At 44.5% G+C, this 24,378-nt stretch carries 24 protein-coding genes and 1 tRNA gene; 15 read left to right on the top strand and 10 right to left on the bottom strand.

Translation table 11 applies throughout. The annotated features are described in order from the left end of the window. Window positions 1-61: 61 nt before the first annotated feature. From A8C56_RS23565 to A8C56_RS24595, 7 genes are all read left to right on the top strand, one after another. Complete coding sequence (locus A8C56_RS23565) at window positions 62-1,108, top strand: DUF6371 domain-containing protein (RefSeq protein WP_067761216.1); 1,047 nt, start codon at window positions 62-64, stop codon at window positions 1,106-1,108. A gap of 12 nt (window positions 1,109-1,120) precedes the next feature. Beyond that, a complete protein-coding gene (locus A8C56_RS24600) occupies window positions 1,121-1,483 on the top strand; it encodes a hypothetical protein (protein WP_157098079.1) in 363 nt (120 codons plus the stop codon). A gap of 129 nt (window positions 1,484-1,612) precedes the next feature. Next, the gene (locus tag A8C56_RS23555) at window positions 1,613-1,903 is read left to right on the top strand and encodes a hypothetical protein (RefSeq protein ID WP_067761212.1); all 291 of its coding nucleotides are present in this window, start codon (window positions 1,613-1,615) and stop codon (window positions 1,901-1,903) included. Further along, on the top strand, window positions 1,896-2,123 hold the full coding sequence (locus tag A8C56_RS23550) for a hypothetical protein (protein WP_067761203.1): 228 nt from the start codon (window positions 1,896-1,898) through the stop codon (window positions 2,121-2,123). Before A8C56_RS23555 ends, A8C56_RS23550 begins: the two co-directional genes overlap by 8 nt. 26 nt (window positions 2,124-2,149) lie before the next feature. Next, entirely contained in the window at window positions 2,150-2,737 is a 588-nt protein-coding gene (locus A8C56_RS23545; RefSeq protein ID WP_157098078.1) for a hypothetical protein, read from the top strand. A 248-nt stretch (window positions 2,738-2,985) separates the two neighbouring features. Continuing rightward, complete coding sequence (locus tag A8C56_RS23540; protein WP_067762524.1) at window positions 2,986-3,915, top strand: restriction endonuclease; 930 nt, start codon at window positions 2,986-2,988, stop codon at window positions 3,913-3,915. 19 nt (window positions 3,916-3,934) lie between these two features. Continuing rightward, the gene (locus A8C56_RS24595) at window positions 3,935-4,102 is read left to right on the top strand and encodes a hypothetical protein (RefSeq protein WP_157098077.1); all 168 of its coding nucleotides are present in this window, start codon (window positions 3,935-3,937) and stop codon (window positions 4,100-4,102) included. Window positions 4,103-4,599: 497 nt separating this feature from the next. Here A8C56_RS24595 and A8C56_RS24245 read toward each other — a convergent pair whose 3' ends face one another. Continuing rightward, window positions 4,600-5,199 carry an SHOCT domain-containing protein gene (locus tag A8C56_RS24245; protein ID WP_067761193.1) on the bottom strand — a complete coding sequence of 200 codons (600 nt, stop codon included), beginning with the start codon at window positions 5,197-5,199 and terminating at the stop codon, window positions 4,600-4,602. A gap of 159 nt (window positions 5,200-5,358) precedes the next feature. Between A8C56_RS24245 and A8C56_RS23525 the strand changes: the two genes are divergently transcribed. Beyond that, window positions 5,359-5,580, top strand: a complete 222-nt coding sequence (locus A8C56_RS23525) for a helix-turn-helix domain-containing protein (RefSeq protein WP_067761191.1) — start codon at window positions 5,359-5,361, stop codon at window positions 5,578-5,580. A 92-nt stretch (window positions 5,581-5,672) separates the two neighbouring features. Here A8C56_RS23525 and A8C56_RS23520 read toward each other — a convergent pair. The 4 genes from A8C56_RS23520 to A8C56_RS23505 form a co-directional block, all read right to left on the bottom strand. Next, window positions 5,673-5,744: transfer RNA gene (locus tag A8C56_RS23520), tRNA-Arg, on the bottom strand. A gap of 54 nt (window positions 5,745-5,798) precedes the next feature. Further along, window positions 5,799-6,512, bottom strand: coding sequence for a ferredoxin--NADP reductase (locus A8C56_RS23515; RefSeq protein WP_067761190.1), 714 nt, complete (start codon window positions 6,510-6,512; stop codon window positions 5,799-5,801). Between the two features lie 39 nt (window positions 6,513-6,551). After that, entirely contained in the window at window positions 6,552-7,700 is a 1,149-nt protein-coding gene (locus A8C56_RS23510; RefSeq protein ID WP_067761188.1) for a glycerate kinase, read from the bottom strand. Beyond that, a complete protein-coding gene (locus A8C56_RS23505) occupies window positions 7,701-9,053 on the bottom strand; it encodes a GntP family permease (protein ID WP_245645694.1) in 1,353 nt (450 codons plus the stop codon). Window positions 9,054-9,221: 168 nt separating this feature from the next. On the opposite strand from A8C56_RS23505, the gene mfd reads away from it, so the two are divergent. Next, complete coding sequence (mfd, locus tag A8C56_RS23500) at window positions 9,222-12,605, top strand: transcription-repair coupling factor (protein WP_245645928.1); 3,384 nt, start codon at window positions 9,222-9,224, stop codon at window positions 12,603-12,605. A gap of 19 nt (window positions 12,606-12,624) precedes the next feature. Here the strand turns inward: mfd and A8C56_RS25585 are convergent, their stop codons facing one another. Further along, window positions 12,625-12,765 carry a hypothetical protein gene (locus A8C56_RS25585; RefSeq protein WP_218917219.1) on the bottom strand — a complete coding sequence of 47 codons (141 nt, stop codon included), beginning with the start codon at window positions 12,763-12,765 and terminating at the stop codon, window positions 12,625-12,627. Between the two features lie 485 nt (window positions 12,766-13,250). Here A8C56_RS25585 and A8C56_RS23485 point away from each other — a divergent pair, with 485 nt between their 5' ends. The 3 genes from A8C56_RS23485 (at window position 13,251) to A8C56_RS23475 (ending at window position 14,815) form a co-directional block, all read left to right on the top strand. Then, entirely contained in the window at window positions 13,251-13,583 is a 333-nt protein-coding gene (locus A8C56_RS23485; protein ID WP_067762520.1) for a PadR family transcriptional regulator, read from the top strand. Then, window positions 13,584-14,108 (top strand): permease prefix domain 2-containing transporter, encoded by a 525-nt coding sequence (locus A8C56_RS24900; RefSeq protein ID WP_218917218.1) that lies wholly within the window; start codon window positions 13,584-13,586, stop codon window positions 14,106-14,108. A gap of 212 nt (window positions 14,109-14,320) precedes the next feature. After that, window positions 14,321-14,815 carry a hypothetical protein gene (locus A8C56_RS23475; protein ID WP_157098076.1) on the top strand — a complete coding sequence of 165 codons (495 nt, stop codon included), beginning with the start codon at window positions 14,321-14,323 and terminating at the stop codon, window positions 14,813-14,815. A gap of 268 nt (window positions 14,816-15,083) precedes the next feature. Here A8C56_RS23475 and A8C56_RS23470 read toward each other — a convergent pair whose 3' ends face one another. Next, the gene (locus tag A8C56_RS23470) at window positions 15,084-15,806 is read right to left on the bottom strand and encodes a 3-keto-disaccharide hydrolase (RefSeq protein ID WP_245645690.1); all 723 of its coding nucleotides are present in this window, start codon (window positions 15,804-15,806) and stop codon (window positions 15,084-15,086) included. A gap of 55 nt (window positions 15,807-15,861) precedes the next feature. Further along, complete coding sequence (locus A8C56_RS23465) at window positions 15,862-16,242, bottom strand: c-type cytochrome (protein ID WP_067761179.1); 381 nt, start codon at window positions 16,240-16,242, stop codon at window positions 15,862-15,864. Window positions 16,243-16,401: 159 nt separating this feature from the next. On the opposite strand from A8C56_RS23465, the gene A8C56_RS23460 reads away from it, so the two are divergent. Together A8C56_RS23460 and A8C56_RS23455 are read left to right on the top strand one after the other, a co-directional pair. After that, window positions 16,402-17,430, top strand: a complete 1,029-nt coding sequence (locus tag A8C56_RS23460; protein WP_067761177.1) for a 2-oxoacid:ferredoxin oxidoreductase subunit beta — start codon at window positions 16,402-16,404, stop codon at window positions 17,428-17,430. A gap of 210 nt (window positions 17,431-17,640) precedes the next feature. Continuing rightward, window positions 17,641-18,249 carry an L-threonylcarbamoyladenylate synthase gene (locus tag A8C56_RS23455; protein ID WP_067761175.1) on the top strand — a complete coding sequence of 203 codons (609 nt, stop codon included), beginning with the start codon at window positions 17,641-17,643 and terminating at the stop codon, window positions 18,247-18,249. A 440-nt stretch (window positions 18,250-18,689) separates the two neighbouring features. On the opposite strand, the gene uxuA is transcribed toward A8C56_RS23455, so the two are convergent. Together uxuA and A8C56_RS23445 are read right to left on the bottom strand one after the other, a co-directional pair. Then, the gene (gene uxuA, locus A8C56_RS23450) at window positions 18,690-19,868 is read right to left on the bottom strand and encodes a mannonate dehydratase (RefSeq protein WP_157098075.1); all 1,179 of its coding nucleotides are present in this window, start codon (window positions 19,866-19,868) and stop codon (window positions 18,690-18,692) included. Window positions 19,869-19,911: 43 nt separating this feature from the next. Continuing rightward, window positions 19,912-21,033, bottom strand: coding sequence for a LacI family DNA-binding transcriptional regulator (locus A8C56_RS23445; RefSeq protein WP_245645688.1), 1,122 nt, complete (start codon window positions 21,031-21,033; stop codon window positions 19,912-19,914). A 120-nt stretch (window positions 21,034-21,153) separates the two neighbouring features. On the opposite strand from A8C56_RS23445, the gene A8C56_RS23440 reads away from it, so the two are divergent. Beyond that, on the top strand, window positions 21,154-24,375 hold the full coding sequence (locus tag A8C56_RS23440) for a SusC/RagA family TonB-linked outer membrane protein (RefSeq protein WP_067761171.1): 3,222 nt from the start codon (window positions 21,154-21,156) through the stop codon (window positions 24,373-24,375). Window positions 24,376-24,378 lie beyond the last annotated feature (3 nt).

Here is a 24,378-nt window from a genome sequence, read left to right as displayed (position 1 = left end):
CTCGCGTACCAAGTACGCGGTACGTAAAGGTACGCGGTACGTAACTCTAAAAATAGGAGCAATGAGCGATTTGAAATTTGATAAAAATAGGTACCGGGCGAAACAATGCCCTTGTGGCCGTAGCAACCGCGATGGTAAGTTTACTCCTTATACTGGATATGATACCGCAGGTTATTGCCACAGCTGCGGCCAAACCTTCCTGCCCGATCAGATAAATGGTCAACCCTTGTTTCCCGAAGGAAACAAAAAGAAACCAGACGCCGTTACCTACATAGATAAAAACCTCATGCACCGCACCCTCACCGGGGATGATAATTTTACCTCATGGTTGCAACGGATATTCCCGGCGAATCAAGTTGCATGGTTGGTTCGCCGCTACAACATCGGAACGAGCAAGCATTGGCCCGGCGCTACTGTGTTTTGGCAGGTATGCCGTAATAATATTGTTAGGGGCGGAAAGATCATGGTCTATGATCCCACAACCGGCAGGCGAAATAAACAAAAATTCACATGGGTTCATAAACTGGCCAACATCCCGAATTACGAACTACGCCAGCATCTATTCGGTCTGCACTTAATGGATGAAAACAAACCGGTGGCAGTGGTCGAAAGTGAAAAGAGCGCTATTGTTTGCTCTATGTACTTCCCCGACCTCGTTTGGATGGCCTGTGGTGGACTTCAGGGCCTGACAACTGAAAAATTAAGGCCGGTTAGGGCTTGCAGGATAATATTATTCCCAGATGCTAACGGCTTCGATACCTGGAATAAGAAAGCCGATGAAATCCGGGCCGCATTACCGGGTACACATATTGCTGTTTCAGGCCTGTTGGAAAAAAAATGCACCCCAACGGAAAAGCAGGCGGGGCTTGATATAGCTGATTTCCTTTTAAAGACGCCCTGGGCTGATTTTGAGGCCCAACAAGAAAAAAAGCACCAAGCCCTACAAAAAGAAAAGCAGATCCTGGAAGCGTCTAAAAACTCCCCACAGGATGAATATGATTTTGAAATTCTCAAAGACGGGTCAATAGTAGCCCTGACACCGGAAGGCTACCCGGCCGCTTGGGATCAGCCATCCCAAAATAACAAACTATATTTTTTTAACCGATAAATTATTTAAACGATGACACAAATAATCAAGGCAGACCCCGAAACGATCAGGTATGACGGCCAAAATGGATCCTTATACGGAACCACACATGAATGCCTGTTGTATTACGGGTACAACGATGGCCGTTCCGAACGGTGGATGTTTAGAAGCCGATCGGCAATGTATCGTTTCGTGTTGGATAGAGGAAAACAAAATCCAAGTGGATGGCGATACACAGTTGATACCGGTGATCCAGACCAACCAATGTTTTTAACGGCCACACTGGATGAATTAAAGTCTGTGATGCAGCAGATCCCTGGCGATGAGCTGGTTGTGTTTGAACCAAAGGATCCCAAATTGAATCTGTTACTGAACGTAGATAACAGTCCGTTTTAAATAAAATTTAAAGATCCCGCGTTGATTTAAATACTTTTTAAGAAATCTACGTTGATCTAAACAGAATTTAATCCCCGACCGTTGATTTAAATAATTTTTAATTGAAAACAACAATAAAAAAACAATACTATGCCATTTAAAAAAGGACAATCAGGAAATGAAGCCGGGCGAAAGCCTGGAACACCAAACAAAACAACAACCGAGCTGAGGTTATTTATTTCGGAGTTTCTGAATCAAAATAAATCTGGTCTTCAGCGGGCGTGGATAGAACTTGAGCCGAAGGATAAGTTTTCAGCTTTCCAGTCCCTATTAAAGTTCGCCTTACCCCAAAAAATGTCACAACAAATTGACTTTAATAACCTGGATGAGGATGTGCTGGACGCCATTATTGACCGATTAAATCCTAATACCAATGAGTAAAAAACATTTAAAAGCCCAGTACCTGCAAGCCTTACAGCAGGGCGATATCACTAAGGCAAATCAGCTACTGGCATTAATGAATAAACCAGATCCCCTACAGACTAATACAGCCCCGGACGGATCAGTACGGCTCCGTTTTTTGATAGACGATGAACCTGTACCGGCACCTGAACCCGGGCTGAATGTAGTTCGGATCAGAATAAACAATAGCAAACAATAATTTTTCACAACTAAATTTTCAACAAAATGAAATTGAAACATTTAAACTTGGTTGGCGCCGACATCGAGCGCACCGACCTCTCTTCATTCTCGACTTACGTGCAGACCCTAAAGTTGGCAGCTGCCAAGTCAGATAACGTAAAAGAAATAGCTGAATTACGGGCCAAGCTAACGGCGGCTGAAACCACCTACAAAAAGCTGAAGGAGGAATGGCTGGGAAATTTTCAATTCGCCAATGAATTGCAAAGGGAGACTTTTACTAAAAGGCCCAGTGAAATGGACGCCCGCAAACGCGCATACCTCTCTGATTTTGATTATCAGACCTTGATGATGCAGGTGCGCTCAAGTGAACGACAGCTATTCGACCAACCGGTTAAAACGCAGGAGGAAATTATCGCGGAGGCTGTTAAAAAAGGGGTTGCTGCCGAACTGCCGCGGGCCATAGAGCAGCAACGGCGCAAGCAAGCGGAGGCCGAAGCCTTACAGGCAAAAATTAATGAACTAAAAAAGAAGCCCGGATTGGATCCTGATGTAGCAAAAAAGGTCGCTGAAGATGAGCAAAGGCAGGAAGAACTGGACAACCTGCAGAAGCAGTTGGCCGACTTAGATGCATAAAAATTTAACCGGTTAAAAAATCGAACGGGCTGCTCTTTTGGGCGGCCCCTTTTTGTTGCTGGTATAAATGTACCCTTCCATACATTTATACCAGCAATTCGTTTATAAAAGCCGTAAAACCGGTTTTTATAAAAACGTCTTTACGCGCTTTTATGCAGGTTCCTGATCAGGCCCGATTCATTTTTGGAGCTTGGTTTTTTCTATTGGCTAATTCCGTAGATTTGGATTTACTAAACTGCTTAAAAGGAATGGAACAAATCTACGCGCAACGGGTTCTCTCTATTAAACTCGGACAATCTGGCCAGTATGAAAAGGAATGTATTGAAAACAACACCCTTCGACTTGGTTACCGGGAGGTAGATCATCAGTTTTGCATAACCCAGCAATGGGATAAGGTACATAACTATTTTACCACAGAAGCCGGAGCTAAGTCTTTCGTTGCCACCAGCCACACTAACCAGGTAAAGCAATTCTATGAGGAAGGGCCTGATACGCTTTGGATAACTTTTTACGCCAATAAACTTTGGTGGTGCTTTTCCAACCCGGAAATCACCCTTTGGGATGATAAAACAAAGACCCGGCCCGTTATTGGTTCGTGGTCAGATAAAGACATCAACGGTAACCTCCTGCTATCCGGCAACATTAGCGGTAAGCTTTTGAAAACACAGGGCTTTCGGGGCACTATTTGCTCCGTTATTGAACACAAGTATGCGCTGGCCAAAATCAACGGGGAGCAAATGCAGGAGGTAGTGGAAGTAGAACAGGCGTTGGCTAATCTGAAAACCAAGCTCACACTCCTAATCCAAAACCTGCAATGGAAGGACTTTGAAACCTTGGTGGATTTGATTTTCCGGCAGGCGGGCTGGCAAAGGGTAAGCGATACCGGTAAAACACAAAAGACCTTAGATCTGGATCTTTTTGCGCCGGTTACCGGGGAACGGGCTATAGTTCAGATTAAAGCCCAATCCAACATCCATGAGTTTCAGGATTATCTAAAAAAATTTGAGCTGATGAATAACTATGATAGGTTTTTCTACGTGGTACATACTTTTGTTTCTACGTTGAATAGAATTCCTGAACAAGAAGACAACAAGGTGAATCTTTATCTCGTGGATAAGGTATCAGAACTGACTATCTCGGCCGGGCTTACTGAATGGGTTATTAAAAAAACTACGTAATTTCAAGAAAGATATTACCATGCAAAAAAAGGCCAAGAACGGATGGATAAACGTATCTGATTCAACTACTGTTCTCGTTGGGGCTAATAAGGATATTTCTATTGTAGTTTGTCTTGATGATAAGGGTGAAGTGTATGTTGAAGATAAAAATGGGGGAGAATTTTTTAATAGTAAACACGGCAAATAATATGCGGTACGATAATAATAAACAACTGTCTCCCTGTATTGTCTCCAAGGCCAAGGTTGCACTTGGCTTGCCTAATAAATACGTAGGGAATTCAAAACAATGTAATCCTGCATATTGGGAACGTACCATAAGAGCAGTTGCAGCGCAAAGCGGTGTACGTTTTTCAGAAAGACAAATCCAAAATGCTATCAGACGATTGGGACAAATATGACTTCCTAAATGCACCTCCTATTCTATATCATATATTTTCAGATCATTAGCTATCTTCATTTCTATTGCCGTTAATTTATCCCGACCTCTTAGTGTCATGCTATAATACTTGCGTCCATAACGAATTGCTTCTGCCTTATTTTTTGATTCCAAAGCGGCATAGTAAGATTTATGTATCCGGGCGAAATTTTGATACCGGGAATAACAAAAATAAATGACCCCACCTATAATGACTATAAACACAGTTAGAGCTGTATATTGACCCATATTAAATGTATTAAAAGATTTTAATTACCTAATAGTTTCTTCTTAGCAGCCTCATACTCCTCTTTTGAGATGGCGCCAGAATCCAACAATTCTTTATACTTTTTAAGTTCGTCAGCAGCACTGGTGATTGGTTTATCCGTTTCAGTCTGCTTCGATGATGCGTATTGAGCAGGTGTTTTAACTTCGCCAGATTCCACCGCATTATCCAACTCAACCCAGTAATTGTACCCGATCATACCAGCACCAACAACAGCTATTGCCGTATATCCACCTCTTTTGGAACCTATCACCTGCAATCGTTTTACAATTACTCTGGTCGCCTGACCTGGCTTTAAGCTATTCTGCCCATTCATTTTGTCATTAAGAGTGCCGCCCATTGCAGCAAAGCTGGTCTTAGATTGATAGATAGACGCAAAAGCTTTGTTAGAGAGTGTGCCTTTGCCTAAGTACAGGGTATCGCCCGGCTGGATGTGCCATCCATTGGATAAAGTATATCCATCCTTTATTATAGCCCGGTTGGCATCGTTTAGTTTCAGGCCCTGTAAGGATTCATTAGTTACCTGGCTTTGGGCTAAGATAGCAAATAGAAAAAGCGGCAGTGTTGCGAATAAGTGTTTCATTTTCTTATATGTTTATTTCGATTGACAATTTTAAAGGATAGTTTTAAGGTTATTTTACGGTTATCCGTAAATCGTACAGGCCATCCAAGCAGCAATTAATTCAGGTATTGACATATATGTTTACCACATGCGCAAACTTAATGAATAACATTGACATAAATGTCAACGCCCATTACCGAATATCAAAAATTATTTGGACAGAAGGTGAAAAAACTCCGCGAAAGGAGAAAAATGTCCCAACTGGATTTGGCGGTGGCATGCAACGTAGAAAAAACTGCAATCTCCAGAATCGAAAGGGGCCGCACAAATCCCACTTTGAAAACAGCAGTAGCACTTAGTCAGGCGTTAGAGGTAAAGATCAAAACACTGTTTGATTTTTAAACTAAGAGTTCTTGATAGGGTCAGGCCAACTAAAAAAAACAACAAAAATGACAACAAATTTATATAACTAATTCATTATCAATTATCTACTGTAGCCCGGACAAGAATCGAACTTGTATCTAGAGTTTAGGAAACTCCTATTCTATCCATTGAACTACCGGGCCAAAATGGGTGGCAAATATAATAAAGAATCTCTTTACCGGCTAAAACAAAATAACTTATCCGTACAGCTCAAAATGGATGGCGCTTTTATTAAAACCCAGCTGTACAATGCGCTGGCGGGCTTCCTCAATCATATTCTTCCAGCCACATAAAAAAAAGTTGCTGCCGGGCCTCCCGCCCGAGTGCTCTTCATAAATAGCATGTACATAGCCCGTTCGCCCCTCCCATTCTTCCCTGGACAGGGTGGGGATATAATGAAAATACTCCAGTTGCAGCGTTTTCATTTCCTCATAATACAGCAGGTCTCTTTGGGAACGACATCCATAGATCAGGTAAATAGTTTTATGAGGTACATTTTCACGCAACAGCCAGTGCAGCATGCTCCGGAACGGAGCAATGCCCGTTCCGGTACAAACCAGAAACAGATCATTCTGCAAATGCGTTTCTTTTAATGTAAATACTCCCTGTGGCCCCCGGAACAGGATTTCCGTCCCCACCTTCCAGGTACTGAACATCCAGGGTGTGGCCAGACCATCTTCTACCAGCACAATCACCAGTTCATATACATTAGTACCATCGGGCGCGCTGGCAATGGAATAGCTGCGCCAGCGCTTATTCGGCTTTTCATGAATCGGGCAATCGATAGTAACAAACTGGCCTGCAACAAAATCAAAAGACTCCAGTTCCGGCACCTCAATAAAATACCGGCGGGTATTGTACGTTTCTTCAATAATTTTTACAATCGTTCCTTTAAGCCAGGTAAGGGGCATCTTTTTTCTTTGTAAGATACCTTTTTTTACTAAAACAGGTCATTCCTTTCTGTCACCGGCTTCCGCCCTGAGCCATTTTCCTATTTTTATGCCTGCCCTTATCAGATTGATCCTGGTGTTGCGGATAGCCACTTCCAGCGGAACCGCTATTTCATTAATGGAAAGAAGCCGGTCAAAATAATTGCCCAGCACATTATCAGATGATGCAGGAACCCTGCCGGCAACGCCGATCACCTTACAGCCCTGCTCCTTTGCCATCTTTGCCACACCAAAGGGAGCTTTACCTTTCAGCGTTTGCCCGTCAATAATGCCTTCACCGGTAACGACCCAATCCGCCCGCACTAACTGCTGCTTAAAATTTATTTTCTCCAAAAAATAAGCGATTCCCTCCACAGGCTTTGCCCTGCAAAAAGCACAGAGCGCTGCGGCCACACCACCCGCAGCACCGCTGTGGTCCAGGTCATTCATAGTAACACCAGTGGTTTGCTCTGTGACCCTATTGAACCGCTGAAGCGCTTTTTCCAGTAACAGTACATCCCCGGTGGTGGCCCCTTTTTGCGGTCCAAAAACAGCCGCCGCGCCATCTGTGCCCAGCAACCTGTTTTGGACATCACAAAGTATAACGATATTGGTTTGAAGTACCCGCAGATCCAGCTCCTGCTGCTCTATTCCATAAAGCTGCGGCAGATCAGCCGGCAACCGTTGCAAACGCCGGCCGGCCTTGTCTTTAAAAACAATCCCCAGTTCACTTAAAATGCCTGTGCCTCCGTCTACCGTGGCGCTTCCGCCAATACAAAGCAAGATTTCGGCAGCGCCTTTATCAAGCGCCTTTTTTATCAGTTGCCCGCAACCCGCTGTAGTAGCGTATAGCGGAGCATATTCCTCCGGCTGCAACAGGCGCAACCCGGCAGCATCCGCCATTTCAATAATAGCGGTTCCTGTTTCCGGAATCCATCCGAGGGGCGCTTCTATCATCCTGCCCAACGGGTCTTTTACTTTATGCAATAAAACCTCGGCCTTAAAAAATTGCCGCAACAGTTCTCCCGTACCATCGCCACCATCTCCCACGGGGCAGCAAACCAGTTCACCTTTAAGACCACTCTGCAGCAAGCCTTCTTTCAGGGCTTCAACTGCCGCTGTGGCAGGCAGGCTGTTCTTAAAAGCGTTGGGGGCTATTACAAGCTTCATTTACAAGATCATTAATGACAAAAGATATACGGAAAGGATGCCCACAACGGCCATAAAGACCGTAGCCATGCTATACACTCTTAACACCTGTTTCAACTCCTGTCCGGAGAAATTGGTGATCACCCAAAAATAGGCATCATTTACATGAGATACAGCCATAGATCCCGCGCCCATGGCCAACACCGCAATAACCCGCCCGTTTTCACCATCCAGGTGCAGCCCGGGCAAAAAAGGCAGCACGATGGAGGCTGCAGTAAGAACAGCTACAGTGGAAGAGCCCTGCGCCGTTTTTAAGATCACTGCCACCAAAAAGGGAAAGAACAGGCCCAAAGCATGCAGCCCTTCTGTTTTTGCCAGGTAGTCCTGTATCTTCAATGCATTAATGACCATTCCAAAAGCCCCGCCTGCACCAATAATTACCAGTATACCCCCTGCCTTCTCCAACCCGTGGTGGATAAGTTTTCCCAGTTCGCCCGGCTTCCACTTCGGGGAAATGCACAGGGCCAGTATGAGCCCGATTACCAGGGCAACAGCCGGATCGCCAATGACTAAGAGCTGCTCAATGATCTCGTTTCCCCAAAAAGAAAAACCGGCGGCAAGGGCCCTCAGCGCAATCAGTAAAACAGGCACTATTACCGGAATAAATGCAGGCAATGCCCGGGGCAGCGGCTTATTACCGGTTGCCTGTTCCATAACAGTATCCGCTGCTGTATCAGTCTGGGGAATCTTTTTACCCGCCCGCACCGCCCAGTAATAACCGGTCAGCATAACAGGGACCGCCACCAGGAACCCGTAAACAATTATCTTTCCAAAGCTGGCATTTAAAGTGCCCACAGCAGCGGTAATGCCGGGATGAGGCGGAATAAAACAATGTACCACATACAAGCCGGTAGCCATTGCTGTGCTCATAGCAGCAACCCCCATACCGGTTTTGCGGGTCATAGACTGGTTCAGGCCGTTTAACACCACATACCCTGAATCGCAGAAAATGGGAAGCCCAACAATAAAGCCCGTAAGGCTCATAGCAAGAATGGACCGCTTGTTGCCCACACGCCTGATAATGGCATTAGCCATTGCTGTTGTAGCGCCGTTCACCTGCAATACCATTCCCAATGCAGTGCCCACGGCAATAATAAAGCCCAGGGAGCTCATTATTTTTCCAAAGCCCTCTTTCATAACAGTAAGCAGGGCCTCCGGCTCCAGGCCGCCCAGCCAGCCCGTAACAAAGCAGGCTGTAAGCAGGGAAAAGAACGGGTGCATTTTGTACCGCGCGCTCAAAAGAACAATAAGGCCTGTGCCCGCCGAAAGGGCCAGTACAATAATAAACGGAGAAGAAGCCTGCATATAATGCATTGTAAGATAAACAATTTATCAGGTGGGTATGCAATCACCGGGATCAATATTTTTTAATAATCCGTCTGCTGATCATTGATGCCATTGCATCGTTACCGGTTTTCATACAGCAGGAGCTCTTGCATTTTCTAAAACTCGTTGTATCTTTGCGCCCCGATGCAAACGGAAGTGTTGAAGAATTTTTATAGTGAAGACCCCCGCTGTTTACAAATAGCGAACGAACTTTCTTTGCTTCAACCCGGCCATCTGGCCCTTTCCGGTGTACATGGCAGCGCCTCCCAGTTTATCGTAGCCGCCTGTATGGCCAATACGCCAAAGCTCAACCACGTTATTATTCTGAACGAACCGGAAGACGCGGCATATTTTCAGAACAGCCTGGAAAATATAACCGGGGCACTCGATATATTTTATTTCCCCTCTTCTTTTAAAACAGCAAGGAATTACCAGTTGCTGAACGCATCGCACGTAATGCTGCGCACGGAAGCACTGACAAAACTTGCCGGTGGCGGCAATAAAAAAGTGCTGGTGACCTACGCGGACGCGCTGTTTGAAAAAGTGGTCGTATCCGCTGCGCTTGCTGAAAACATCATTCATCTGAAAACGGCAGATCAGCTGAACACTGAGGAACTGCTGTTAAAGCTGGATAAATACGGCTTTGAGCGCACCGATTTTGTGTATGAGCCCGGACAGTTTGCGTTGCGGGGCGGTATCCTGGATATTTATTCCTTCGGGAACGATAAGCCCTATCGCGTGGAGCTGTTTGGTAACGACATTGACTCCATTCGTATTATAGACCCTGAAACGCAATTAAGCGAGCGTAAGCTGCTTCAGGTATCCATTATTCCTAATGTGGATACACAGTTTGTGAAAGAAGAACATGTTTCTTTATTTGAGTTCCTGCCGGAAAATACGGCTATCTGGGTACAGGATGCTGCACTTTGCACAGAGCGGTTAAAAGAGCATGCGGAAAATTTAACATATTTCCTGGAGCAGCAGGCACAATTTGCCGGAACAGAGCCGGATCAATACCCCGAAACCGATAAACTGGTAAAGAAAAATGTAAACCGGGAAGATTTTATTGAAGCTGTGGATTTTGAAGAAGCGCTGCAATCAAGACCGGTGGTGCACCTGGAGCGCCTGCCGGGCACTGTAACACAGGAATTTGAATTCCATACAAAAGAACAGCCAGCTTTTAACCGCCAGTTTGAGCTGCTGATTAAAGACCTGAAGGCGCATGAAACCACAGGGTACGCCTTATATATTTTTTCTGAAAATCCCAAGCAATTACAGCGGCTGCAATCCATTTTTGATGACCAGGAAGCCGATCTTGTCTTTAACCCAGTGGCTGCCGCTATTCATTCGGGGTTTACGGACCAGGATCTGAAGATCCTCTGCTATACAGATCATGAAATATTCCAGCGCTATCATAAATACAAAGTCAAGCAGGCCTATAATAAGAACAAGGCCATTACGCTGCGTACCCTCCGGGAGCTGCAGCCCGGCGATTTTGTTACGCATATGGATCATGGTGTAGGCATTTACAGCGGGCTGCAGAAAATGGACATAAACGGCAAAACGCAGGAGGCTGTACGTATCCTTTACAAAGACAGCGATATCCTGTATGTAAACATTAATTCCCTGCATAAAATTGCCAAATACACGGGCAAGGACGGAAGCGTGCCCAGGGTAAATAAATTAGGCAGCGACGCCTGGAACCGCTTAAAGGAAAAAACAAAGACCCGGGTTAAGGAAATTGCCTTTGACCTTATTCAGCTATATGCGCAACGCAAGGCCCAGAAAGGATTTGCGCATACGCCGGACAATTACATGCAAACAGAGCTGGAAGCTTCGTTCATCTATGAAGACACGCCGGACCAGAGCAAGGCATCGGCCGATGTAAAAAAGGACATGGAATCCGGGTCGCCCATGGATCGCCTGGTTTGCGGGGATGTGGGCTTTGGCAAAACGGAGATCGCCATCCGTGCAGCCTTTAAAACCTGTGTAGACGGGAAACAGGCCGCAGTGCTGGTGCCCACGACCATCCTGGCCTTCCAGCATTTTAAAACCTTCAGCGACCGGCTGAAAGAGTTTCCGGTTACCGTGGACTACCTGAACCGCTTTAAATCTTCCAAAGAAAAAAAAGAAACCTTACAGCGACTGGCAGAAGGAAAGATCGATATTCTGATAGGCACGCACGGCCTCCTGGGCAAGGAGGTCAAATTTAAAGACCTGGGATTACTGATCATAGATGAAGAACAAAAGTTTGGCGTAGCGCATAAGGAAAAAATAAAAGTGCTGCGCAGCACCATTGATTGTTTAACGCTTACGGCAACGCCTATACCAAGAACGCTGCAGTTCTCCTTAATGGGCGCCCGGGATCTGAGCATCATTAATACGCCTCCGCCCAACCGGCAGCCTATTCAAACAGAAGTGCTGATATACAATGAGGACGCCATCCGGGATGCTATTTATTTTGAAACAGAACGTGGCGGACAGGTATTCTTTATCCATAACCGCGTGGCGGGATTGAGCGAGATGGCCGCAATGATACAGGGGCTTTGCCCTGATCTTTCCGTAAGCTATGCGCACGGCCAGATGGAAGGAGCCAAGCTGGAAGAGAAGATTCTGGATTTTATTGACCATCGCTATGATGTATTGGTTTGCACCAATATTGTTGAAAGCGGGGTGGATATTCCGAATGTGAATACCATTATCGTAAACAATGCGCATCATTTCGGCCTCAGCGACCTGCACCAGCTAAGAGGGCGCGTGGGCCGCAGCAATAAAAAAGCTTTTTGTTATTTACTGGCGCCTCCCATGAGCACACTGCCCGCCGATTCACGAAAACGCCTGCAAACCCTGGAGCAGCACAGTGAGCTGGGAAGCGGCTTCCAGATTGCGATGCGGGACCTGGACATTCGCGGAGCAGGGAACCTGTTAGGAGGGGAACAAAGCGGGTTTATGGCCGAGATCGGTTTTGAAACCTACCAGAAGATCCTGGATGAAGCCATACGGGAACTAAAACGCACCCAATTCAAAGAGCTGTTTAAAGAAGAAATCAGTCGTCAGGATGATTTTGTTACGGATTGCACCATTGATACCGATCTGGAGATCCTTATACCGGATGACTATGTGGAAAGCATTACCGAGCGCCTTTCCTTATACCAGCGTTTAGACAACAGCGAATCAGAGGAAGAGCTGGCCGAACTATATACGGAGCTGCAGGACCGTTTTGGACCTGTGCCCGTTCCTGTGAACGATCTTTTTGAGACCATCAAATGCCGCAGGCTGGCAGTAGAGCTGGGCTTTGAAAAGATGACCTTAAAAAACGAAACACTGCGTTGCCATTTCATCAACCGGCCAGACTCGCCTTACTTTGAATCCGGGGTTTTCCAAAAGATCATTCAATATGTGCAAACCGGCACCAATAAGGCCCGGTTAAAACAAACCGGCAAACTATTCCTGTTGGTTGCAGCCCCCATTCCATCCATGCAGGCCCTTTATGCGTTTTTAAAGGAGATGCATGCGTTTTGTACGGCAGAAACAATCTAAGAAAGTGTACATATTATATTCAGCCGGTGCTTAGTCTGTCCGGAGGCGATTTTATGGCTGCGATTGCGGGATCAGCCACCTGCGCGTAGCGAAGCGTTGTTTTAATATCATTATGCCCCAGCAGTTTTTGAATAAACGATATATCCGTTCCATATTCCAATAAATGTGTGGCACATAGCTGTGCCGCAGACCGTGAATACCTATCTGTTTATTGACACCCGCGGCCTTCATTGCATTTTTAAAAACGGCCTGGGCACTGCGTAAATGGTAAGGACCGCCAAACTGACCTTCAAACAGAAATGATTTTGGTTTGTATTCCATGTAATAGTTGCGCAAACTCGGAAAGATCGGTTTTAAGCGTTACCGGACTGTATGCTTTTAATATCAGAGTTTCCCTAAATTTTTTAAACGTGCCGGCATTTACAGGATTTATTTGTTGCAGCGCTTTATCCCCTATAGGTTTTACAGGCAGGTCAAACAAAAGCTTCGTTTATTTGAGAGTTGGCTGCAATGTTAATCACGACACTTCAAAACGAAAAGAGACCCTCTTCAAATATTTTTAGTCAACCAATTTTTTTATATTTTAACTACAAATATGGTTTATTTAAAAAATAATAACTACATTTGTGGCAAATGTCAGACAAAATGAGCCAATTTCATTTAGGAGAATTTGAAGAAATCGTTTTACTCACAGTCGCAATACTTAACGGAGAAGCCTATGGCGTAAACATCATTACAGAAATTGAAGACCGGCTTAACCGAAAAGTAAGTTTAGGTGCAATGCAAACTGTTCTAAAAAGACTTGAGGAGAAAGACTTGGTCAAGTCAGAATTTGGTGAAACTACAAAAGTCAGAGGAGGGAAAAGAAAACGGCTATACGAAATTACAGCCAGTGGAAGGCAAATACTTAACCGAACAAGAGCACAGCGAAATTCTCTTTGGGACGCAATACCAAAAGTAGTTTTCAAATTTTCATAAATGAACCCATCAGAAAATAAACCGCCCCGAATTGCATTAGTTTTTTTTCGCTGGTTTTGCCATCCTGATTTTCTTGAAGAAATTGAAGGCGACTTGACTGAGAGATTTCATGAATATTCCGGAAAATATGGACTGAAAAAGGCAAAATGGATTTTTGTCAAAGAAGTGCTGCATTTATTTCGACCTTCTATAGTTGGAAATATTTATCATTTAACGAATAAAAACTCAACAATTATGTCACTACAAAACAAAAGATTAATCCTCATTTTGGTAGCAGTACCTACTCTACTCCTTATCCCACTAATGGCAATGCAATTTAGCACCGGTGTTGACTGGAAAATTCTGGACTTCGTAATAATGGGTGTTCTACTTTTAGGAACGGGCTTGCTTTGTGAATTTGTTTTAAGAAAAGTGAAAAGTACTAAAGGCAGAATTATATTTTGCGGGATTGTTCTATTAGCTTTTTTACTCGTTTGGGCAGAGCTCGCAGTTGGAATATTTGGGACACCTTTTGCAGGTAGCTAGAAAACAGATAAAACAACACTGCCGGCAACAAGAGTTTGGCGTCAGGCGGGGCGAAGAGCTTCGCCTGAACTTTTTTACTATATTTGTGCTTGGTTCTTCATATCAGCGCTAGTGCAAAAAATCCCGCCCAACCGCCAAGCCCCGAACCGTTGCACGCCATAATAATGACACTCAACAAATTCATAGTACTGACAATTTTTAGCTTTCTTATTTTGACAACAATTTATGGACAAGGTAAGCAAGACAAAAATCTCACGCTTACCCAGATTAAAAATATGTTCCACCAAATTAATGATTACAAAAATTACAAGACCGTAACTATTGTCGATGCTGAAGAATTTTTAGGACACGGCACAGACAATGGCGGTAGCTTGACAGGATACTTTAAAAATGACACTTTGAAAAAAATTATAGAATGGGTCGGACTTTCAAATAAGGTTATTCAAAACGAATATTATCTTGACAAAGGGAAACTTATTTTTGTTTATTCAACAGAAAGCAGATATAAATACAATGACGGCACGCAAAGTTTTGACTACTCTAAGTTGAACATTGTTTTCAAAGGACGATATTATTTTAACAATGATAAACTAATTGACACAATCCTTAGCGACAAACAACATATTGACACAAAACAAGAAGACGCAACAGATTTCTTAACATCAACAAAGGACTATTTAAAACTATTAAGTGCAAAACGAAAATAACGGCGCACAACAAACGGTTTGGCGGCAGTCGGGAGGACTGATAACGGAGCGGTTACAGGCTCATTACAGGTAAATCTGCATGGCGAATGATTTGAATTACAGTTTATCAGATTATATTACTAATCACAAACACAATCGTCCGGCTTTTTAATTTTTCTGTTTCAGACCGGTTGCATTTCAGGGAAGGTTCCTGGCTACAAGCATCATTAGCTCATAAAATAAACCGTTGCTAAAAGGTGCTCTGAAAAATACAGTCCCTGGTATTTTCTTACAGCTCTCTGATCTTAATATTCCTGAAGGCAACCCCGCTGGCCCAGTCCTGTAATGCAATATGCCCGCTGGTATGTTTGCCAAATTCAGGAAAGTTTTTAAAATGTGTATGCCTGACCGAATCCTGCCAGGCAGGAGCCGTAAGATCCTCCTGCACGGTTAATACCCCGTTCAAATAAAACTCAATCTTCCCATTTACCTGTTTTATGCGGGACAGGTTCCACTCGCCCGCAGGTTTAGCCGCCGCAGGGGTTTTCTGCGCATCCAGCGCAAAAAGGGTACCCGCTTTTTTTACAGGGATGGCATTATCCGCATGTGCCGGGTCCAGCAGTTGGTATTCCGGCCCGGAGGCCCAGGCGGTGGTCAGGTCGGGGCGCTCCTGCACATTTATAAATACGCCGCTGTTTCCGTTTTTGGCCAGTTTCCATTCAAACTGCAAATCAAAATTGGTATACGTTTTATCAGAAACAAGATCATTGACCTCCGTTTTCTTTACCGTATCCACCGCCAGCGCCTGATCCTTTACGATCCACCCGGCAGTTGTATTTTTCTTATTGTATAAATGCCATCCGCTGGCAGAGCTGCCATCAAACAGCAACACCCACCCCTGCTCTTTTTCTTTGCGGCTTAAGCAATTGTTGGTGTCTGTTGTACAGGAAAAAATAAAAACAGGCATAAGAGCCCAAAGCCATAGACATTTGTTGAAGGTTCTATTCATCATTCTTTTTTAGCAAGCCGGTAGAAACAGATCCGCTTCCGGATGTTTTAGTATCTTTTTAGCGCTCAGGATAAGCATCTCCTTTATGACAGGTATTGCAGGTTACTGTGTTTAAATAGGCAGGGTGAATAGTGGAATCCGTATTAAAATAATTCTTGTTGATTTCCATAGTCATCAGCAGCATCTTACGCGCTACATCTTTTGCAGGGTTGTTATCAGAGGCAAAATCCAGCTTATCGCCGTTTTTCGCATGGCAAAAATCACATTTAACACCTAGCGAAGTATTGAACCCGTGCATGATGCTGTCCAGCTTTTCATGCGTAATATCCTGCGGCAGCACTTTTAAATTATGTGGCGGCGTGTAAAAGGAATAAGAAACACCTATCATTAATAATAACAGCAGAGCGGTGAATGCCACGGTGATCTTTTTATACTGCATAGACTCAATTTTACAATTTAATGACAAGGTACTACAATTTGACAAATTAAACAGTTGTAATGTTTTGCAGAAGTACCGATGGCATAACAACTGTTAGCATCACTTATTAATGCCCTTTAATGGCTTTTAATGATTACCTTTGCGCATTATTTTTAAAAGATGTCTGAAGTTTTAGTTCCCGCCTTAACCGCAAAGGATTTTGCAACTGACCAGGAAGTTCGCTGGTGCCCCGGTTGTGGCGATTATTCCATACTGGCACAGGTGCAACGGGTAATGCCCGGCCTTAACATGCCTAAAGAAAATATTGTTTTTATATCCGGCATCGGGTGCAGCAGCCGTTTTCCTTATTATATGAATACCTATGGCATGCACTCCATCCACGGTCGCGCAACGGCTATTGCATCGGGCCTGAAGGCCACAAGGCCGGAGCTGAGCATCTGGATCGTTACCGGCGATGGTGATGGGTTGAGCATTGGCGGCAATCATACCATCCATTTGCTGCGCAGGAACTTTGACGTAAATATTTTATTGTTCAATAACCAGATCTATGGGCTAACCAAAGGACAATATTCCCCTACATCAGAAGAGAAGAAGATAACAAAATCTACTCCGTTTGGCAGCATTGATCACCCCTTTAATCCCCTTGCCCTGGCAATGGGCGCAGATGCTACTTTTGTAGCACGCACTATGGACAGGGACCCTAAACACCTGCAGGCAATGCTGATCCGCACGCACCAGCACAAGGGCGCTTCCTTCCTGGAAATTTACCAGAACTGCAATATTTTTAATGACGGCGCTTTTGAAATTTTTACGGAGAAAGGATCCAAGCCGGAAGAAACTATTTTTGTGGAACATGGCAAACCGCTCATCTTTGGTGCAGCAGGCAATAAAGGGATCCGCCTGGATGGGTTCAAACCACAGGTAGTGACACTTGGAGCAGAATACAGCGCTGATGACCTGTGGATACATGATGAAAAAGATATTTTCAAAGCGCAATTATTAACCCGCATCTTTGATAACCCGGCACTGGATGGCCACCTGCCAAGGCCCTTTGGCGTTTTTTATGAAACAGACCGCCCCTGCTATGAGGAAATGATGGCACTGCAATTAGAAGATGCCAAAGCCCGTAAAACGCCGGACCTGGATGCCCTGCTGCGGGGTAAGGAAGTATGGAGCATACAGGAGTAGAAAATAAGAAATATGGAATATAAAATGTAAAAGTAAAGGAGATACTGTTGGCTGCCCTGTCATTTTCAGTTCCCGGGAAGACACCACTTCACTTTTCATTTTAAATTGGTTATTTAAACATTTTACATTCCCAGCTGAAAAATATTGAAGGTAACATTGAAACCTATTGCCGGGCCCAACACTTAGCCCGATATTTGCAGTACTTATTATATGCTGATAGCTATTCATCCAAAGGATCCGCAACCGAGACTGATTAAACAGGTAGCAGACTGTTTAAGATCCGGGGGCATTATTGTTTATCCTACAGATACTATTTATGGTTTGGGTTGCGATATTTTTCAGACAAAAGCAATAGAACGGATCGCCTGGATCAAGCAGGTTGATCCTAAAAAGGCGCAGTTTTCCTTTGTATGCGCCAACCTGAGCCATCTGAGCGATTTCGCCAAACAGATCTCCAATACTACATTCCGTACCATGAAGGAGTACCTGCCCGGTCCTTACACGTTTATCCTGGGCGCCAGCAAGCAGGTACCCAAGATCCTGCACAGCAAAAAGGACACTGTGGGCATCCGCGTACCGGATAATAAAATTACCCGCATGCTTATTGAAGAATTGGGGCATCCCATTTTAAGCACCACCCTGCCCGGTGAGCTGGTAGAAGAGTATACTGATCCGGAAATGATCTACAACAAATATCAGAACCTGGTTGATATTGTGGTAGACGGGGGCATTGGCGGAATGATCCCTTCAACCGTTATTGATGCTACCGGTGATACGATGGTGCTGGTACGGCAGGGCGCAGGTGAATGGGAGGAATGACAGGTGCATTGTTGCACATTGTCCATACCGGGATCTTTATATCATTTCACAGGGAAATAAATAAACACAAACGCTTATATGGAACAGAATGAAGTAATGCGGGAACATATTTTTGAGATCATTAAAAACCAGATGGCCCAATACTCCTCCAGAAACAAAAATAACATTTAAACGGTTATTGAAAGAAGGCTATACTGAATTTGAGACCATGCAGCTGATCGGCCAGTGTGTCGCCATAGAACTGTTTGAGATACTGAAACACCAAAAACCCTTTGATGAACAAAGGTACATTCGCCATCTGAAGCAACTTCCCAAAGAGCCTTTTTATGAGGACTGAGTCAGAAGTATGTATATCGCCAACGAGCTACAATAGCATTGTGCGATGAAGGACGCCGCACGGAGCAGGATAGATACTAACCCTGTTACCTGTTCCACATTTCTTATATACTTCGCTGAATACCCAGCTCCAGTCCGCGTAATTCTGCCAAACCTCTCAACCGGCCTATAGCAGAATACCCGGGATAAGTGGTCTTTTTAAGATCATCCAGCATCTGGTGCCCATGATCCGGCCGCATATGGATGGATACCTTCCTTCTGCGCATGGTTTTTACAATTTCTTTTACCACTTCATACATATCCACATCTCCGTTCAGGTGATCCGCTTCAAAAAAATTGCCGGCTGCATCCCTCTTCGTACTGCGCAGGTGCAGGAAATGGATATGATCTCCCAGCCGTTTTACCATTCCCGGCAGATCATTATCGGCCCTTACTCCGTAAGATCCTGTGCAGAAGCACAACCCGTTGGCTTTGGACGGGGCAGCATTAATTAACTCTTCTGCATCTTTTTCAGTGCTTACGATCCTGGGCAATCCCAATATAGGAAAGGGAGGGTCATCCGGGTGAATAGCCATTTTTAAACCGGCCTCCTCAGCAACGGGAACCACCTGCTGCAGAAAATAAAACAAGTGCTCTTTTAGTTTCTTTGCATCAATGGCTTCATAGGTTTTCAGCGCCGCAAGTATCTCCGCTTCTGTAAAACGTTCTTCGCTGCCTGGTAGCCCCAGTAAGGTATTGCGGTAAAGGGTTTCTTTTTCCTCATCGCTTAGTTTTTCAAGGCAATCCCTGGCGGCCTGTAATTCTTCTCCGGTATAATCATTTTCTGCGCCCGGGCGCTTTAACAGGTATACATCAAAAGCAATAAAGGCCGGTTTTTCAAACCGCAAAGCCTTGCTGCCATCGGCAACCGTGTAATTAATGTCTGTGCGCATCCAGTCCAGGATGGGCATAAAATTATAAGTAACCACCCGTAGCCCGCATGCGGCCACATTCCTAAGACTTTGCTTATAGTTTTCAATATACTCCCGGTAATTGCCGCTTTGCTTTTTTATAGCTTCATGCACCGGCAGGCTTTCAATAACCTCCCAGGTTAAACCGGCATCTTCTACCTCTTTTTTTCTTTTACTGATTTCATCAATTTCCCAGATGGCTCCTACAGGAATATGATGCAAGGCGGTTACAACTCCTGTGCAACCGGCCTGTTTAATATCATCCAGGCTCACAGGATCATTAGGGCCATACCAGCGCATGGTATGGATCATGGCAAATGGTGACTGATTCATTTTTTATTCTTTTGAACTACTGATGCTTCCAAAAATAAGTGTTTTATAAATGAGAAGCGGCACTACTTTTACGGGTTACGATCCTTGTTTTAAGAATATGTTTCTCAAATTTTGTAACAGGGCGTTTGCTCTCTATTTCCGAGAGCAGCAATTTTGCAGCCAGTGAGCCCATTTCAAATGAAGGTTGATAAATTACAGAAAGAGCCGGTTCCAGCAAATCTGCATTATTAAAGTTTGAAAATCCCATCAGTCCTATATCATCAGGGATAGCTGTATTTTTATTCTTAAGCATTCTGAGGGTTTTGAGAGACAGCGTATCAGAAAGGGTCAGGATGGCATCCGGCCTGTTTTCCATCGACAGTAATGCAGACACTACATTTTCCATTTCGCCCCTGTCTGACCCGCCGGCCGCGCAAAAGCGCACCCAGTCTGAGCTTTGCTCTAGTCCCAGCTCATCAAATGCCTTAACGCATCCCTCGATCCGCTCCTTTGATATAGAAAGGTTTCTGTTATTGGCAATAAGGGCAATTTTCTTATATCCATTGCCGGCAAGATGCCGTACCGCCTCATAAGCCCCAGCAAAGTTATCTGCAACAACCTTATGCGTTTCAATGGATTCTGCGATCCTATCAATAAATACCATCGGCAACCCTTCATTATTCAGTTCTTCAAATACAGAATAATCGGTAGTTTCCGCTGCAAGCGATACAATCAGGCCATCTATGGAGCGGGCAGATAAATCATTAATGATCATCTTTTCACGCTCCGCAGAGTCCTTGCTTTGTGTAATGATAACGTTGTAGCCCTTGCTGTTAGCTATGGATTCAATGCCATCAATAATCTGGCTGAAAAAATTATTGGCAACATTGGACAGTACAATGCCTATAGATTTTGACCTGCCTTTTCGCAGGCTTAGCGCAGCAAGATTGGGCCGGTAATTGTTTGCAGCAGCATAGTCCTGTATCCGCTTTTTGGTTTCAGCACCTATTTCATGGCTGTCGCGCAGTGCGCGGGAGACCGTGGAAGCAGAAAGTTCCAGCGCTTTGGCAATATCTTTAATCGTAATGGCACCCAGTTTCATAAAACCAAACCTTATCTGTTTGCGAAGATACTCTTTATGCGCACGTTTCCGGCAACGATTGCGTAAATATTCATACCTAAACAATAGCGAATGTTTAAAAATGTTTTTAAAATTGTACTGATTGCTATGTTATAGACAGAAATTACGATTTGCGGCCGATTTCAACACGTTGACAGACCTATTCAATTTTTAAAATTTCAGCAAATGAGAAAAGTATTGCTTCTATGCCTTTCATTACAGTTGATTAGCCTGGTTGCCCTGGCACAGGGGCGCATCATTACCGGAACGGTTACTGATGAGGACGGAAAGCCCGTTCCTAATGTTACTGTTTCAGTTACCGGCAGCCAGACAGCAGTACAAACCAAACAGGACGGAACCTATTCCATTCCTGTACGGGCTGCAAGGGAAGCGGAGCTTCAGTTTTCTTCTTCCGGTTTTATAGAACAAACGGTAAAGGTAAACGGGAATGAGCAGAACATCCTCCTTGCAAAAAATATCATTACCAGTGATGACGTGGTGGTTATAGGGTACCAAACGGTCAAACGGAAGGAGCTTACAGGGTCTGTTTCTTCTGTAGGGGCAAAGCAGTTAAAGGACATCCCAATCAATTCAGCAGCAGAAGCGCTAAACGGCCGGCTGGCAGGGGTTACAGCCACTTCTGCAGAAGGTGCTCCTGATGCCGAGGTGAACGTGCGGGTACGTGGCGGTATTTCTATTACCGGCGACAACAGTCCGCTTTACATTGTAGATGGCGTGCAGGTGGATAATGCATTATCCACACTATCCCCCCAGGATATTCAATCGATTGATGTTTTAAAGGATGCTTCCGCAACAGCCATCTATGGTTCCAGGGGAGCCAATGGGGTTGTTATAATTACCACAAAAAGCGGAAGGCGGGGTCGGACTACTGTAACTTACAACGGATTTATCGGCGTCAAACAACTACCCAAAACGCTGGACGTCCTTTCGCCTTATGATTTTGTTATTTATCAATCGGAACGTTCAAGAGGCAGCTCTTCAGACAGCACAACTTTTGCAGACCAGTTCGGATTTACATGGGATACCCTGGTAAATTACAAAAACGTAAAACCGGTTGACTGGCAAAAGGAAGTACTGGGTAGAACCGGCATTACTCAAACCCATAACCTTGCTCTTTCCGGAGGCAATAAAAAGATCGTGTATAATTTTGGATATACATTCAATAATGAAAAGCCCATTGTTATCAATTCAAAATATACCCGCAACCTGTTAAACTTTAAAGCAGATTATACTATCACCAAAAACCTGAAAGCAGGCATCATAACACGGTATATGAATCAAACCGTTTATGGCGCAGGGGTTTCGTCCAATTCAGGAAGTTCTTACAGCAGGCTGCGTAATTCCGTTAAATACAGGCCATTCCTGAGCGCTAACGAAACGCTGGACACGGAAGATCCCTATGCAGACCCAAATGTTGGCAATGGCTTAATACTGGTAAACCCGATATTGCTTGCAAATTCAGAATATAAAAAAGCCACTACAGACGCCTTTAACCTTACGGCCTATGCCAGCTATACTATTTTAAAAAATCTTTCTTTTAAAACAACTTTTGGGTATAATTATAATAATGTCATCAACAGGCAGTTTTACGATTCTTTGTCGCCCTATGCTGTAATCCAGGACGGGCGGTTGCCCATGATCAACCTGGATTCTACCAAAACCACCACATTTATCAATTCAAACGTGTTGACTTACTCGCTGCAAAAGATCAATAACAAACACGACATCAGTATTATTTTGGGAGAAGAAACAGTAGACATCAAAACAACCCATGGTATTGGCATGGTGGGCAAATACCCGGTGTTTACAACACCTGAAACGGCTTTCTCGCAACAGGAACTGGGAACTCCTTTTGTAGGCTACCCTTCCCTGAATAAAGCACGGGCAACCTATCTTTCCTTTTTTACAAGGGTCAATTACGGCTTCATGGATAAATACCTCTTATCGCTGAATGTTCGTGCAGACGGAACTTCAAAATTTGCCCCCGGTAATCAGTGGGGCTATTTCCCGGGAGGGTCTTTTGCATGGAAAATCAAGAACGAAAATTTCATGAAGAACGCACGCTTCATTGATGATCTAAAGCTGCGGTTGGGTTACGGTGCTATTGGTAACAGTCGTATAGCGGATTACCTCTACATCACCACCTTTAACCAGGATGGAAAATATTATTACAGCGTCAACAACCAGAATACAAACGCCAGCTACTCCCCCGCACTCGTGAACCCCAACCTTAAATGGGAGGCGCTCGTTAATAAGAATATAGGGCTGGACATTTCCCTGGTTAAAAGGATTGACCTGAGTATTGATTATTATATCAACAATTCCAGGGATCTGCTGCTGAGCGTTCCTATTGATTTAACGTATGGGTATTCTGCACAGCTGCAGAACATTGGAAAAACGCAGAACAAAGGGGTTGAAATACAACTGGCAGCAGCGATCATTACGAAAAAAGATTTCTCCTGGAACGCCAACTTCAATATCTCTTCCAATAAGAATAAGATCCTTGCGCTTGGACAGGGCCAGGACTATTTTTATCCATCGCCCAGCTGGGGTGTCTCCGGCCAGCCAACAGATTATATAGAAAAAGTAGGAGCTCCTGTAGGCGCTATGTACGGGCTGGTCAATGATGGATTTTACAAGGTAAGCGATTTCAATTATGACGCTTCCACCAGTGTTTATACGCTTAAACCCGGTGTTGTTTCCGATGCCGGGATCATTGGCGTGGTACAACCGGGATCCGTTAAATTCAGGGATCTGAATAACGATGGGGTTGTTGATCTGAATAATGACCGCACAATTATCGGTAATCCTACCCCGAAATTCACGGGCGGTCTCAACCAGCAGTTCCGTTATAAAAACTGGGATGCCAGCATCTTTGTAAACTTCAGTTACGGCAATGATATTTACAATGCAAATAAAATAGAGTTTACCAATGGTTATACCGGCAATTCCAATATGCTGGCAATAATGTCCGGAAGATGGAAAGTGGTAACAGCAGACGGGCAAACGGCACAATGGACAGATGGCACAACCGTATATGGTATACCGCCCGACCAGCTGGCCGCGTTGAATGCCAATGCAACCATCTGGCAGCCCATCAGGGGTGGCGGCGCCTTTTATCCCTCCACCTGGGCAATTGAAGACGGCTCCTTCCTCCGGTTAAACAATATCACAATCGGTTATTCTTTTAGCAAAGAGGCCATAAGAAATATTAAAATGAAAAGCCTCAGGCTTTATTTAACAGCCAATAACCTGGCCGTGTTTACCCGTTACTCCGGGTATGATCCTGAAGTAAGCGTACGGTCAAGCGGGTTAACGCCCGGGCTGGATTACAGCGCTTACCCCAAAAGCCGCATGTTCATTTTTGGTATCAATGCTACTTTTTAACGC

The sequence above is a fragment of the Niabella ginsenosidivorans genome (assembly GCF_001654455.1).
Taxonomy (GTDB): Bacteria; Bacteroidota; Bacteroidia; order Chitinophagales; family Chitinophagaceae; genus Niabella; species Niabella ginsenosidivorans.
This window is presented reverse-complemented; position numbering and strand designations above follow the sequence as displayed.

What these genes read in the sequence shown, in the direction of transcription:
- A8C56_RS23505 (WP_245645694.1), bottom strand. Translation starts at nt 9,053, where the DNA reads ATGCATTATATGCAGGCTTCTTCTCCGTTTATTATTGTACTGGCCCTT.
- A8C56_RS23510 (WP_067761188.1), bottom strand. Translation starts at nt 7,700, where the DNA reads ATGAAGCTTGTAATAGCCCCCAACGCTTTTAAGAACAGCCTGCCTGCC.
- A8C56_RS23470 (WP_245645690.1), bottom strand. Translation starts at nt 15,806, where the DNA reads ATGATGAATAGAACCTTCAACAAATGTCTATGGCTTTGGGCTCTTATG.
- A8C56_RS23525 (WP_067761191.1), top strand. Translation starts at nt 5,359, where the DNA reads ATGTCAACGCCCATTACCGAATATCAAAAATTATTTGGACAGAAGGTG.
- A8C56_RS23465 (WP_067761179.1), bottom strand. Translation starts at nt 16,242, where the DNA reads ATGCAGTATAAAAAGATCACCGTGGCATTCACCGCTCTGCTGTTATTA.
- A8C56_RS23565 (WP_067761216.1), top strand. Translation starts at nt 62, where the DNA reads ATGAGCGATTTGAAATTTGATAAAAATAGGTACCGGGCGAAACAATGC.
- A8C56_RS23545 (WP_157098078.1), top strand. Translation starts at nt 2,150, where the DNA reads ATGAAATTGAAACATTTAAACTTGGTTGGCGCCGACATCGAGCGCACC.
- A8C56_RS24900 (WP_218917218.1), top strand. Translation starts at nt 13,584, where the DNA reads ATGAACCCATCAGAAAATAAACCGCCCCGAATTGCATTAGTTTTTTTT.
- A8C56_RS24595 (WP_157098077.1), top strand. Translation starts at nt 3,935, where the DNA reads ATGCAAAAAAAGGCCAAGAACGGATGGATAAACGTATCTGATTCAACT.
- A8C56_RS23550 (WP_067761203.1), top strand. Translation starts at nt 1,896, where the DNA reads ATGAGTAAAAAACATTTAAAAGCCCAGTACCTGCAAGCCTTACAGCAG.
- A8C56_RS23440 (WP_067761171.1), top strand. Translation starts at nt 21,154, where the DNA reads ATGAGAAAAGTATTGCTTCTATGCCTTTCATTACAGTTGATTAGCCTG.
- A8C56_RS23515 (WP_067761190.1), bottom strand. Translation starts at nt 6,512, where the DNA reads ATGCCCCTTACCTGGCTTAAAGGAACGATTGTAAAAATTATTGAAGAA.
- A8C56_RS23540 (WP_067762524.1), top strand. Translation starts at nt 2,986, where the DNA reads ATGGAACAAATCTACGCGCAACGGGTTCTCTCTATTAAACTCGGACAA.
- A8C56_RS23485 (WP_067762520.1), top strand. Translation starts at nt 13,251, where the DNA reads ATGAGCCAATTTCATTTAGGAGAATTTGAAGAAATCGTTTTACTCACA.
- A8C56_RS24600 (WP_157098079.1), top strand. Translation starts at nt 1,121, where the DNA reads ATGACACAAATAATCAAGGCAGACCCCGAAACGATCAGGTATGACGGC.
- uxuA (WP_157098075.1), bottom strand. Translation starts at nt 19,868, where the DNA reads ATGAATCAGTCACCATTTGCCATGATCCATACCATGCGCTGGTATGGC.
- A8C56_RS23460 (WP_067761177.1), top strand. Translation starts at nt 16,402, where the DNA reads ATGTCTGAAGTTTTAGTTCCCGCCTTAACCGCAAAGGATTTTGCAACT.
- A8C56_RS23455 (WP_067761175.1), top strand. Translation starts at nt 17,641, where the DNA reads ATGCTGATAGCTATTCATCCAAAGGATCCGCAACCGAGACTGATTAAA.
- A8C56_RS24245 (WP_067761193.1), bottom strand. Translation starts at nt 5,199, where the DNA reads ATGAAACACTTATTCGCAACACTGCCGCTTTTTCTATTTGCTATCTTA.
- A8C56_RS23555 (WP_067761212.1), top strand. Translation starts at nt 1,613, where the DNA reads ATGCCATTTAAAAAAGGACAATCAGGAAATGAAGCCGGGCGAAAGCCT.